Origin of the sequence: Weissella confusa (assembly GCF_004766315.1) — a bacterium.
In the GTDB taxonomy this organism is placed as follows: Bacteria; Bacillota; Bacilli; order Lactobacillales; family Lactobacillaceae; genus Weissella; species Weissella confusa_A.
Map to the genome: position 1 here is coordinate 26,310 of NZ_PVSN01000067.1, position 12,663 is coordinate 38,972.

Below are 12,663 nucleotides of genomic sequence, written 5' to 3' on the forward strand. Positions count from 1 at the left end.
TTTCTTTTTAAGGTACACTGTGTATCTTTTGAACAAAAGCTATTATAGACACATCATTTTATAAACGCAAGCATTTTAGATACATTGTGTATCTTGTTTTCGAAAACTCGGGTACAATAGGAGTATAGATACTAATTGAAAGGTTGGTTGTAACGCTATGGCTACACGAAAAACTGGGGACGATCTCACGAACGCTATTTTTAGTGTCACCCGTGACATCATGGCCCAAGAAGGTTATCAAGCCGTTAACTTTGCTCGCATCGCTCGTGAATCTGGTACTTCCCGAACGGTACTGTACCGTCGTTGGCCCTCGCCATTCGCTTTAATGACCGAGGCAATTCAAGACGAAGCCCATCAAGTACAAGGTAAGTTAGTCGATGCCGATTTCAGCACCGGTTCACTACGCGGTGATTTGTTAGAAATGTTGACCCGATACAAGCATTCAGCAGATATTATGGGTCGCACCTACAACCGTGCTATTTTGGGTGAAGTCAGCAAAGACGACAACACTGACGTACTCACTTTCTTGAACCAAATTAAGCAATCCAACTTGTTCATCATGGAGCGCATTTTATCTAAGGCGCAGCTCAATGGTGAAATAAATAACACCACCACTGACATGGTGAAATTATTGCCATTCGAACTTCTTCGTTATCACTTCTTAATGAGCGATGAACCCATTACCGATGATTTTGTCGCTGAATTGGTAGATGAAGTGATTTTGCCAGCCATTATGAATCAACAACGCTAAAAAACGCCCTGACCGAATTTGAACCGGTCAGGGCGTTTTACTGTGTTATCTTTACTTAACAAGCGTTGTTTCAACAAAGCTTGCAAGGTAGTCAAGGCTGCTCAATTGCGCATTGCAAAGTGAGCTATCACGGCAAATCAGATTACCGCGCTTCGTATAATTACCTTCAGCACCTCGTGACTTCACCTTTGATAGGAACATTGAAACCGTTCCTAGTTGGTGACAGATGGCACACAATCCGTTCAACGGCTTTGGATCGAAATCACCATAGATGCCCACCAACTTACCATCGCGTGGTGCGACGATGTACTTCTTTTGGCTACCATTGTCATTCCAACCTAAGTAGGTCATTTCATGACGATTCATGTTTTCCCACTTAGGTTCAGGTAGCTTCTTAACCTTCTTGAACAACTTGCCAAGTTGATTTGCGCTCAACTCAGGGAACGGCGTCACCAATTCTTCAAGTTGCTTAAACGCATGTTCAGCACGTTGCTTTGACAGTGCAATTTCAGGCAATTGCGCTAAGAACTCATTTGCGATATCTGTGTCTGGCAAAATGTTCTTAACTGTTTCAATAACATCGGCCTGAACGACAGACTTAACGTTCTTATCGTTAACTGAATTAAACGCCTTGTTCAAGATGATGACTTGTTCTTTGATTGCAACGAATTTGTGCGGTTGTAGTTGTTTGTCCATGTTTACGCTCCATTTCAAGATACACATTGCACAGACTACGCCGGCGATGAAAATTAATTTGACTTAACCTTCATGTGGCGTACAGATAACGATCCAAATACTGGCATCTTCATCAACTCCATTCGTTTTTGATAGTTCAATCATTATATAGAAATGTGCAAAAGTAAGCAATAAAGCGACCTGACTAGTTATGCAGTCAGGTCGCTTTATGTCTTACTTCTTCAATTCAAGCACCGCAACATATGGCAAGTTACGGTGGTGGTTGTTATAGTCCATGCCATAACCAACCAAGAATTCATTTGGTACTTTTGCTCCCACAAAGTCAGGTGTAATGCCCCCGGCGGACACATCATCACGCTTGTCCACCGCTACCGCAACCAACACTTGATCAGCCCCTCGCTTCTCAAAGTCAGCCTTTAGATAACGCAACGTCAATCCCGTATCAATCACTTCATCTAGGATAACGACGGTACGGCCAGCTAGGTCAACCTTCAAATCACGTTGAATCGTAATGTGACCGGTTGACGAATCCCCCACGTAACTCGACACATCAATATAATCCGTTTCAACGTCACGGCCCACCGCACGTAGCAAATCAGCCATCCAGATGTAGGCACCCTTCATGACTCCCACAAAAACAGGTCGGTCAACATGTGCCGTTGCATCGTTGATTTCAGCTGCGACGCGTTCAACCATCGCAGCGATTTCTTCAGTTCCCAAAACAGTCCGTTGCAACGTCATTGTTTCCATGGTTTTACCCCTCGTTCCAGATATCAAATAGAATAATCGTTTGTTCATTTGAAGGACCGACCGCGAACGTGTACAAAGGCACACCAATCAATTCTTCAACACGCTTCAAGTATGCTTCTGCGTTGGCTGGCAATTCTTCACGTGACTTTACCCCAGTAATGTCATCATCCCAACCTGGCAACTCTTCATAAATTGGCGTTACGCGACGAACATCCCCCAAACTTGCTGGGTAATGCTCAATACGTTGACCGTCCAACTCGTAGGCCACCGCAATCTTCAACGTCTTCAAACCTGACAACACATCAAGTGAGTTCAATGACAAGTGCGTGAAGCCACCAATGCGGGCAGCGTGACGCAAAACCACCGTATCCAACCAACCGATACGACGTGGGCGCTTCGTCACAACCCCGTATTCGTGACCGATTTCGCGAATGCGATCACCAACTTCATCGAACAATTCCGTTGGGAAAGGTCCATCCCCAACTCGTGACGTATAGGCCTTAGCAACACCCACAACACGATCAATCTTTGTTGGGCCAATACCGGCTCCAATCGTTGCCCCACCACCAACTGGTGAAGATGATGTCACATATGGGTACGTGCCGTGGTCGATGTCCAACATGGCACCTTGCGCACCTTCAAGCAAGACACGCTTGTTGCTATCGAGGTATTCGTTAACAATCACCGTCGTATCCGTGATGTATGGCTTCAATTGTTGACCGTAATCGGTAAACTCGGCAACCAATTCGTCCAAATCAAGTGGCTCATGGTTATAAATCTTTTCCAACAACTCGTTCTTTTCAGCCAAAACCGTCGTCAAACGCTCACGCAAAACAGCTTCGTCTAACAAGTCCACAACACGAATACCAGTACGTGCGGCCTTATCCATATAAGTAGGTCCGATACCACGTCCAGTCGTCCCAATCTTGCCATCACCCTTACGTGCATCAGCCAGTTGGTCAATCAAAATGTGGTAAGGGAAAATAACGTGCGCACGATCTGAGATACGCAAATTGTCAGTCGTTACACCCTTTTCTTGAATACCATGCAACTCTTCCAACAATGCCTTCGGGTTAACCACTGACCCATTACCAATCACTGCCAAACGGTTAGGGTTGAAAATTCCTGAAGGAATAGCTGACAACTCAAACTTCTGTCCGTCTACATAAATCGTGTGGCCGGCATTGTTACCACCTTGGTAACGCACTACCATATCCGAGTTCTGTGCGATGAAGTTTGTAATCTTTCCCTTTCCTTCATCTCCCCATTGACTACCAACAACTACGATTCCTGCCATGATGGCCCCCTTAATTTACTGGAACATCCGCAAAACACGAACATTTCAAAACATTTTATCACAAAATCTATTTTATCAACAAACATTTTAAGTTTCAACACCGATTCGCGTTAAAGTTCGATTTTTGACGACTACTTTTAATTCACGCTGTTAATTATTCGTGTTTTCATAACGTTCATTACATTTTGTGCATAATAAAAAGCGATACACCGAAGTATATCGCTTATACATTAGTGGTTATTGCGGTTGACAATCTTAATGATTCCCCATGCAATATTCGGAATCACTGACAAGATTGCGGTGATAATCCATTGTCCAGTCGTCAAGGCGTGGAAGTGGAAAATCTCTTGTGTTACTGGTACTGTCACAACCAACAAACTCAAGACCGCAGCCAAGATGGCCATCATCACCAAACTACGATTTGTTGAAAACTTAATGCGGAACATCGACTTTTCACTACGGATATTAAAGACGTGCAAGATTGACGTCATCGACAATACAACGAATGCCATTGTGTGTCCGGCTTCAACATTGCCCGTCCAAACACCGTAACCTTGGGCCAACAGCGTAATCACAGCGAATAAGATGGCATTAAACGCAATGCGAATACCCAATCCGTGCGCAAATACGCTGGCCTTCGGGTTAATCGGCTTCTCATTCATCACATCACCGTGTGCTGGCTCCTTAGCCAAAGCAAATCCTGGCAGACCATCAGATACCAAGTTAATGAACAACAACTGGGCGGCCATAAACGGACTACCCCAGCCGAAGATCATCGCCATGACAATCACGATAATTTCTGACATGTTGGCACTCATTAGGAAGTTAATCGTCTTTCGAATGTTGCCGTAAATGCCACGGCCTTCCTCGACTGCATGCACGATTGTTGCGAAGTTATCGTCAGTCAAAACAATGTCAGCCGCCTCACGGGCAACATCAGTTCCGGTTTGTCCCATGGCAATCCCGGCATTAGCAGCGTTCAAGGCTGGCGCATCATTCACACCATCACCAGTCATCGACACCACATCACCGCGCTTCTGCCAGGCCTTAACAATGCGAATCTTGTCTTCAGGCGTAACACGGGCATAGACGGCATAGTCTTGAACCGTTGCATCCAACTGTTCATCTGACATGGCGTGCAATTCAGCACCCGTCAGCGCCTTATCAGTCGGCAACAAAATACCAATTTCGCGGGCAATCGCACTTGCTGTCGCCACGTGGTCGCCAGAATTCTTCAGCTGTTGGTTCTGCCGAAATCGTTGCCAACTTAGTCATCGCAACCGTAATCACACGCAATGCTTGATCACCAAACTGTTGGTTGATTTCCGTTGCACGACTTTGAACATCCGCTGGTAACTTTGGCAACAAGACATCGAAGGCACCCTTGGTAATCGCCAAGTAACCGTCCGCTACCCTGTGCACCGTGGTCATGCGCTTGCGAGTTGAGTTGAATGGAATTTCATAAACCTTCGGATACTCAGCTTGCAAAGCACGATAATCATCCACACCACCAATACCCGCTACCAGTGCAATTTCTGTTGGCAAACCACTTAGTTGACCATCTTGCACCGTCACGTTAGTTGATAATGCACCAAAGCGAAGCGCATCCGGCACGGTATCAACTTGGTCAACTGGCACAACCTCATCTTTTGTCGCATCCCAAACCTGACGCGCCGTCATCTTGTTTTGCGTCAATGTTCCTGTCTTATCTGATGCAATCACGCTCGCTGATCCCAACGTTTCAACCGCTGGCAAACAACGCACAATCGCATGGCGGGCAGCCATTCGTTGCACACCCAGCGCCAACGTAATCGTAACGATAACCATCAGTGTCTCAGGAACCACCGCAACGGCCAATGATACGGCTGTCATGAACAACTCCATGATTGGGTCACCTTGCATGATACCCAACACCAAGACAATCAATGCTGCGACAATGGCTACAACCGTCAATTGACGACCCAATTGGGCCAAACGCTTTTGCATTGGTGTCATTTCACGCTCTTCAGCGCCAAGCAAACCGGCAATCTTACCCATTTCGGTTTCCATACCCGTTGCCACAACAACCGCTTCGGCTCGCCCATTAACAATGGTTGTCCCACGGTAAACCATGTTTAAGCGATCACCCAATGACACGCTCTCACCGGTAATAAAATCTTCGTCCTTTTCAATTGGTTGGCTTTCACCAGTCAACGCAGATTCTTCGACACGTAAATCAGATGTCTTAAGCAAACGCGCATCGGCTGGAATCTTCACCCCGTTTTCAAGGACCAAAATATCCCCAACAACAACATCCGTCATTGGTACAAATAACGTTTCACCATTAAGACGAACCTTGGCTTCTTCGCGCTCTAAGCCCTTCAATGAATCCAAAGCCTTTTCAGCACGTCCCTCTTGTACAATCGACAGAACAGAATTAATGACAACAATGGCAATGATCAAGAAACTCTCAAAGTAATCGCCGTGCCCTTGAATAACAGTTGTCACCAATGAAATGACCGCTGCAATAATCAAAATGATTGTTGTAATATCACTCAAACTCCGAATAACCTTCTTGAATAGCCCCTCCTTTGGCGGCTCTACAAAACGGTTATCCCCATATTTTTGACGCGCCTCTTGAACTTGAGCGTCGGTTAACCCCGCATCGGGTTGAACACGCATCTTTTCAATGACTTGTGTTAACATCTCCTGGTATATCATATGTCGGCCCTCCTCTTTGTCGGCATATCTCTTCTCAGTTACATTTTAACAATTTCCGTTACCTAGGCCTAATAATGTGCTCAAATTTTGAAAACGTTCGTATTTTACGCAAGATTTCACTTACCTTTCGTCATTTGTTCGTGAACTCCGTTGACAACGAACGTTTCATCGCCTAAACTATGAAATTGTTACGAAAGAACTTATTTTATTCTATCTATTTGAGGAGATACAGATGAACTCTGTTGCAAAATATTTCCGTTTTGGCGAACTCGGAACGAACTTCCGAACTGAGCTAATTGCCGGATTGACGACTTTTGTCTCAATGGCCTACATTTTGTTCGTTAACCCAACGGTTTTGGGAGCCGCTGGTATGGACAAGGGCGCTGTCTTCACTGCTACTGGTGTTGCCGCTGCTATCGCAACAATCTTCATGGGATTAGTTGCCCGTTACCCAATCGCTATCGCACCTGGACTTGGTGTGAACGCCTTCTTCGCTTACTCTGTTGTAATCGGTATGAAGGTGCCTTGGCAAACTGCGATGGCTGGTGTTTTGATTGCTGCCATCATCTTCTTGTTGCTAACATTCTTCAAGATTCGTGAAACCATCATCAACATGATTCCACAAGACTTGAAGGTTGCTATTGCAGCTGGTATTGGTTTGTTCATCGCTTTCATCGGATTGGCTAACGCTGGTTTGATTGTTGCCAACGAATCAACAATGGTCTCACTTGGTCACTTGACGTCAGGTACATCATTGCTTGCAATCTTCGGAATTATTGTGACGTTCATCTTGATTCCCACGATTGCCGCTATCTTTATCGGTATGGTGCTAACGGCAATCGTGGGAATCATCTCAGGTTTGATTGACTTGCCAACGCACATTGTTTCAGCTGCACCTTCATTGGCGCCAACGTTCGGTGAATCAATCTCACACATCACGGACATCAACACATTCCAATTGTGGACGGTTGTTTTGACGTTCTTGATTGTGACATTCTTTGACACTGCTGGTACGATGATCGGTTTGGCAACCCAAGCTGGTTTCATGAAGGACGGCAAGATGCCACGCGCTGGTCGTGCTTTGATGGCCGACGCCGTTGGTATGACGGCAGGTGCCATTCTTGGAACGTCACCTACTTCAGCCTACGTTGAGTCTTCATCAGGTATGGCTGTTGGTGGTCGTTCAGGTTTGACATCAATCACAACAGGTATCTTGTTCATCTTCGCTTTGATGTTCTCACCACTTTTGACGGTGGTAACCTCACAAGTAACAGCCCCAGCTTTGGTTGTTGTTGGTGTGTTGATGGCCGAAAACTTGCGTAACATCGATTGGGATGATTTCGCAATCGCAGCCCCTTCATTCTTGATTGTCATTGGTATGCCATTGACGTACTCAATTTCTGACGGTATTGCATTGGGATTCATCTTGTACCCAATCATGATGATCGCAACAAAGCGCGCTGGTAAGGTTCACCCATTGATGTATGCCCTAGCATTCATCTTCATGTTGTTCCTATTCATCGTTGCTCACTAACCTTTATAAAAACAACGCCCCCAGATGAGTTCAGTTCTCATCTGGGGGCGTTTTAGTATATCAGTTATTAGTGTAGTTCACCTTGAACGGAGTTGGTGTGCTTGCCTGGGATTGCCAAACCATAGCGTGTGTTACCCAACGCTTGGTCCACTGTCATCCCCGCAAATGTATCGTTAAATGCAGCAACCGCTGCAACCAAATCATCTGCGTCAACGAATGCGTCGATAGCCGCAGCACCGTAAACACCCATGCGGACAATGTCCTTCAAGCGAGCAACCGTGATGCCACCCATCGCAACGACTGGCAAATCACTGTTTTGAACAACCGTTGTCAAACCAGCCAAGTGCTCAATTGGTGCTTCTTCCGTCACGTGACGGCTTGGGTAAACTGGGCTAACGCTGTAGAAAGCCAAACCAGCTGGTTCTTCTTCCAACAACTCAGTACGGTTGTTAATTGAAACACCCGTGTACAAACCAGCCGCTTGCGCTTGAGCCGTCAAGTCATTTACTTGGTGACGGTCACTCACGTAAACACCATCAGCCTCAACTGCAGCTGCAAGAGCAACGTCGTCAGCGATCATGAAGGCAACATCTGCAGCACGCGTTACATCACGAATGTACTCAGCCAAGTTTTGCTTTTCCACCCCAGTCAATTGCGCTTCGTTCAAAATTACCATTGAAACGCCAGCCTTAACTGCTTGTGCAACGAAGCCAGCAACATCGTCCACATATTGTGATCCAATCACCAATGTACTTGCTAATTGTTCTGCCTTAAATGTCATGATACACCTCCGAAAATCCGTTTTTCTTTACTTTTGTAAGTATAAAGTTTTTGCAGAAACGCGACAAAGAAAAAGGACCGTTTTGCAACGATCCGTCCTTAATCACTTCACTTGTTTAGTCCTTGCGCGCCACTCGGCTAACTTTGTTTGTAAAATTGCTGCCAGTGCGAGGTACAACACTGAAAACGCACCGCTGTGAGTAACTAGCTGATCACTCTCGACGTTTAACAAGATTGACGCTATCCAAAACACTACTGTACCAACCGTTGCGTGGTGTGCGACCTCACCCTCTTCAGTCACCCACATTTCTTCAGACAGCGTTCGTGCAATCGACAGCACGCCAATTGATACCACTGCTATCAAACCCACAATTAACCAGCCGGCAGCATTCGGATTCACCCAGTCGGTTTGGATAGCCGTCCCGGCAATTATTAAGCCAATCGCTAAAACCAATCCATCTAACTTATAGGTTGTTTCAATTAGACGCGGTTGCCATTGGCGCCAAACTGTATACCCCACATACACAATCGGCAACACCCAATTCAAAATCATTATCATCTCACACCTCTTTTTTCAAAAAACGGCCATCCGATAACACATCAGATGACCGTTTAGATTGGACTATTGTTGTTCTGCAAATTCCGCTTGCAAAGTTGCTTGCTCTTGGCGGTATGCATTAACAAGGCGAGCCGTTGCACCTTGTTCTTGTTGATCAATGGCCGCGCCCAACGTGTTCATCGCACGCGTGTAGTCAAAGTCAGTTTCATAGTAGTAACGAGCTTGTTGTGTGGCTTGAACCACATCTGCGTTATCGCGATATGACAACGCCTTACGCACCAAACGCTCCGTTACCGACGCAGCCTCAATCAGCGCATCCGTGTTTTCTTGCAACGTATCCAAGTCAGCCGTCACGATACTTAGTTGACGCAAAACATCATCAACATTAATACGTGACAAGCCAAGTTGTTGCTTCAAACGACCCAATTCATCATTCACAGCGTAGAAGAAGCTCATGTACGTGTCTGGCAAGCCAGGCAAACCTTGACGCTCAACAGCGCGTTGAATTTGACGCAACTTGTCGGACAACAACGTCACGCGGTTACGTGATTGTTGCACCAATTGTGGTAGCTCCTTCAAGCCTTCCCACATTGAAACTTGTTCCTTTTCGATACGCTCAAGCTCTTCGCGCAAACCATGTTGCGTTTCAAGCAAGTTTGAGAAGACAACTTCGTGTTGTGAAATCGATGCCTTCAAATCTTCCAAACTAACTGAAACATTCGATAGCTGGATTTCCCAACTACGTACTTGACCAACTTCATCCTTTGTAAAGACGAAATCTTGATTCAAGCGATCCAACTCAATGTACAACTCGTGGTTTTGACGCTTGTTGTGAACAACGTAAGCCGTCAATTGCTCATTGTTCTCCCAAACTTCTTGGGCTGAACTGGCTTCCTTTTCAAACGTTTCGTACAACACTTCTGTACGGGCTTCCATTTGCGCAATCGTCTCAGCAACTTGCTTCAACGTTAAGTCAGCCAACAAGTCCAATGCGTTTGTGCGTTGCGTTTCAAGTTCTTCAAGCTCTTCTGGAATATCCGTTTCGAACTTGAATCCTTCAGCATCCATCTTGTCATACGCTTCATGCAATTCTGCTAATTGTCCTGGCAACGTATCATCCAAAGACTTAAATAGACCTGGAATTTGTTCAATGCGTTGTTCAAGTTGGTTCGTTTCCATCCCCAACGTCTCGTAAATACCAGCGGCCGTTGCGTGGTCCCCAGCTTCCGTCAAACGGGCAAACTCAGCGAAATCATCTTCCAATGATCCCAAAATTTCTTCCAACTTATCAATCGCTGGACCGAAGCTGAAGTTTTGTGACAGCAACGTCTTACGTAGGTCTTGATACTTAACTTCAAGTTCCTTAACAGCTGCCTTGTGTGCTTCGTCTAACTTTTCCAAATCAGACAAACCTTGATTAACAACATCAATCGTCATTTCAGCATCACGAATCAATTGTTGCAATTGCTTCAATTCTTGTGCCGTCTTCACGAAGTTCAAACCTTGTGATTCGAATAGAACACTGTTGGCTTGGTTTTCAATTTCATTAAAGCCTTGCGTTTCAAGTGTGCCGTACTTGTTCTCTAACAATTGGAATTGCTTGAGTGATTGACCTGTCAAACTCAATTGACATCCTTTCACTAAGCGATCACGCATTGGAATTTCAGCTAACTGTTCCTTCTTCTGAAGCAACTTAGCTACCTTGCGTGCAGTCAATCGTTGAGAGACAAAGATAATCAAGTAAATGGCCGCTACGACAACTATCAAGCCAATTACGATATGTCCAATCTGTGTCATACTCTACCTACCTTTGGCGACGCCTAATCGTCACCAAGCTCCTTACTATTCGGGAATTATCTACATATTAGAGTATCACGCCAGCGGTTTTACAACCGCTTTTTTTGCCCTGACTTAGGTTTTACTTGGCGTTCTTTAACCTTTTTTAAACGCGTTTACAGATTATTTGCGGGCAATTATATATCTCATGACATTTTCCACAAAAAAGACATCATTAACCACTGAAAGTTTTCCACATTATCCACAGGATAAAAATGAAGATGTCGTTTGCTTGTGGATAACCTGTGGATAGTTTTGTTAGAAAATGAGAATTCAATGAAAACGATTAGGATAGTTTTCCACAGAGTTTCCACAGTACGTCCACAAACTTATCAACAAGTTATCCACAGATGTTGATTTCGGTGGGGAACAAAAGGTCAGTATTCTTTAAAAGAGTTGATAAAAAATAAAGCACTGACAATCGTCAGTGCTTTGATTTAACGTCTAAAACAGCGCCCCATCTGCGATTTCGCCCAGTGTATTACGCGATGGAATGAAGAATAATTGACCTGATTGGATGGTTGAGAACGTCAACAAGAAGTCTGACATATCTACCATTTGTTGCAACATCGCCTTTGTAACTGACCAATAACGTGAATAACCAATAAAGTACGTCCCCGTTTTGCCGGTTGCTGGATCAGAAAACGGCACGTTCATCCGGACAATTTTCTGCTCTTCGCCATCAACTTCGATTTTCGCGGCAACGTTGTGCGCATTGTGGAACTTTTCTCCGTCATCTAATTCCAAGTCATCAAACTTATGACGACCAACCGCTTTTTCTTGTTCTTCTGTTTTCATCTTGCCCCAGAAGTCCATGTCATGGAGCCACTTTTGAGCAAAGGCGTATGACCCATTAATATACTCTGGGTCCTCCTCCCCTACCAACGCATAGTCGGCGGCTTCAAATTCAGCCGGCGCTTCAGTACCATCGATAAAGCCGATGATGGCGCGTCCTTCAAAATAACGGAAACCCTTCGTTTCATCAAGCACCGTGGCAATTGGATCAAGAAAGACCATGAACTGACGGACAACTTCGTACACAACCGCTTCATCACCTGCGCGGACGTGCAAGAAAATATCGCCCTCTGATGCTGGCATACTATATTCTGGTCCCGTCAATGTGGTGTAGGTTTCTAATTGCTTTGGCACCGTGGCATTTGGAAACAAATAATCCCATGCCGTTCGACTAAAACCAATCGATACCTTCAAATTTGCATCAGCGGCGCGAATCATCATTGAGCGTTCAATCGCTTGTGATCGATCAGTAGACTCAGCAATCGCTTCTTGGTCTGCTGCCAAATTCTCGCGCTTTAATTTCAATACGACGAAAGAAACATTCTTTCCTACGTCTTTCCATACATCTTGTGCCTTAGTTGGTGTTACTGGCATGATACTATCCCCCGAAATCATATCGTTTTGAATTCATTATAGTCCGGTCGCGTGTTGATTACTGTTTCTAACACTTCTATACAAAAAAACACCGCAAAATGTGGTGTACCCCGAAAGTTACTTTAACTTTCGGGGTTTTCTTTATGACTAGAGTTTCAAAACAAACAAAATTTAAAGCTATCCAGGAATATTTTCTAGGAGTAGACAGCAAAAGGTCGATAGCGAGACGTTATGGTCTGGACTCAAAGGCATTCGACCTCCTCATTGCAGCCTACGAAACACATGGGCCAGATGTGTTGTTCAATCCGCCAAAAGTTACTACGGAATTTAGAATTGCATTGGCTTCTTGGGCAATCAAAAATAACGCTTCA

At 45.0% G+C, this 12,663-nt stretch carries 10 protein-coding genes and 1 pseudogene; 3 read left to right on the forward strand and 8 right to left on the reverse strand.

Features of this window, described 5'->3' with window-relative positions:
- Positions 1–157 precede the first annotated feature (157 nt).
- Positions 158–751: a TetR/AcrR family transcriptional regulator gene (locus C6P11_RS09035; RefSeq protein ID WP_135520485.1), complete on the forward strand. Its 594-nt coding sequence runs from the start codon at positions 158–160 to the stop codon at positions 749–751.
- A gap of 51 nt (positions 752–802) precedes the next feature.
- On the opposite strand, the gene C6P11_RS09040 is transcribed toward C6P11_RS09035, so the two are convergent.
- The 4 genes and pseudogenes from C6P11_RS09040 to C6P11_RS11430 form a co-directional block, all read right to left on the reverse strand.
- On the reverse strand, positions 803–1,447 hold the full coding sequence (locus tag C6P11_RS09040; RefSeq protein WP_245299858.1) for a FusB/FusC family EF-G-binding protein: 645 nt from the start codon (positions 1,445–1,447) through the stop codon (positions 803–805).
- Between the two features lie 213 nt (positions 1,448–1,660).
- Complete coding sequence (locus C6P11_RS09045; RefSeq protein ID WP_071707985.1) at positions 1,661–2,197, reverse strand: phosphoribosyltransferase; 537 nt, start codon at positions 2,195–2,197, stop codon at positions 1,661–1,663.
- A gap of 4 nt (positions 2,198–2,201) precedes the next feature.
- Complete coding sequence (locus C6P11_RS09050; RefSeq protein WP_135520489.1) at positions 2,202–3,494, reverse strand: adenylosuccinate synthase; 1,293 nt, start codon at positions 3,492–3,494, stop codon at positions 2,202–2,204.
- Positions 3,495–3,724: 230 nt separating this feature from the next.
- Positions 3,725–6,194 (reverse strand): annotated as a pseudogene (locus tag C6P11_RS11430) (cation-translocating P-type ATPase).
- A gap of 232 nt (positions 6,195–6,426) precedes the next feature.
- On the opposite strand from C6P11_RS11430, the gene C6P11_RS09060 reads away from it, so the two are divergent.
- A complete protein-coding gene (locus tag C6P11_RS09060; RefSeq protein WP_135520491.1) occupies positions 6,427–7,728 on the forward strand; it encodes an NCS2 family permease in 1,302 nt (433 codons plus the stop codon).
- A 67-nt stretch (positions 7,729–7,795) separates the two neighbouring features.
- On the opposite strand, the gene C6P11_RS09065 is transcribed toward C6P11_RS09060, so the two are convergent.
- The 4 genes from C6P11_RS09065 to C6P11_RS09080 all read right to left on the reverse strand — a co-directional run bounded on the left by C6P11_RS09065 (position 7,796) and on the right by C6P11_RS09080 (position 12,292).
- Positions 7,796–8,509, reverse strand: a complete 714-nt coding sequence (locus C6P11_RS09065; RefSeq protein ID WP_135520493.1) for a thiamine phosphate synthase — start codon at positions 8,507–8,509, stop codon at positions 7,796–7,798.
- A 102-nt stretch (positions 8,510–8,611) separates the two neighbouring features.
- Positions 8,612–9,061, reverse strand: a complete 450-nt coding sequence (locus tag C6P11_RS09070; RefSeq protein ID WP_167849561.1) for a hypothetical protein — start codon at positions 9,059–9,061, stop codon at positions 8,612–8,614.
- Positions 9,062–9,130: 69 nt separating this feature from the next.
- Positions 9,131–10,864 (reverse strand): septation ring formation regulator EzrA, encoded by a 1,734-nt coding sequence (locus C6P11_RS09075; protein ID WP_135520497.1) that lies wholly within the window; start codon positions 10,862–10,864, stop codon positions 9,131–9,133.
- A gap of 483 nt (positions 10,865–11,347) precedes the next feature.
- The gene (locus C6P11_RS09080) at positions 11,348–12,292 is read right to left on the reverse strand and encodes a Dyp-type peroxidase (protein ID WP_135520499.1); all 945 of its coding nucleotides are present in this window, start codon (positions 12,290–12,292) and stop codon (positions 11,348–11,350) included.
- A gap of 143 nt (positions 12,293–12,435) precedes the next feature.
- Between C6P11_RS09080 and C6P11_RS11110 the strand changes: the two genes are divergently transcribed.
- Positions 12,436–12,663, forward strand: a 228-nt coding sequence (locus tag C6P11_RS11110; protein WP_210114236.1) for a helix-turn-helix domain-containing protein, incomplete at its 3' end; no start/stop codon positions are given.